The 362-nt window shown below is 37.3% G+C and carries 1 pseudogene; it reads left to right on the top strand.

From position 1 onward, the window contains the following. Nucleotides 1–362 (top strand): annotated as a pseudogene (locus DK187_RS20585) (hypothetical protein); the annotation flags it as partial.

Below are 362 nucleotides of genomic sequence, written 5' to 3'. Positions count from 1 at the left end.
GTTAAAGAAGGCGCCAGATTAAGCCTAACGGCAATTGGTAGAAAACTAGGAGAAGACGCTAACGTCATTGAAAAATATTGCATTAAACGAGTTGATCGACTGTTAGGAAACATCCAATTACACCAATGCCGAAATCAATTTTATAAGACCCTTGCCTCTCACTTTTCTTCACAAGAGTTTTTGCCCATCATTGTTGATTGGTCAAGTGTTTATGATTTTAGCTTTGTTTTACTGCGCGCTTCAGTGGCCTTTCAGGGAAGAGCTTTCACTTTATATGAAGAAGTACACCCTGAAAGAGCTATGAATAATCATAAAAGACATGTCGACTTCTTAAATAATTTAAAGCAAATACTTCCCTCTGA

Origin of the sequence: Marinomonas arctica (genome assembly GCF_003259225.1) — a bacterium.
Taxonomy (GTDB): domain Bacteria; phylum Pseudomonadota; class Gammaproteobacteria; order Pseudomonadales; family Marinomonadaceae; genus Marinomonas; species Marinomonas arctica.
Note: the sequence above shows the minus strand (reverse complement) of the source record. Positions and strands in the feature narration are given on the sequence as shown.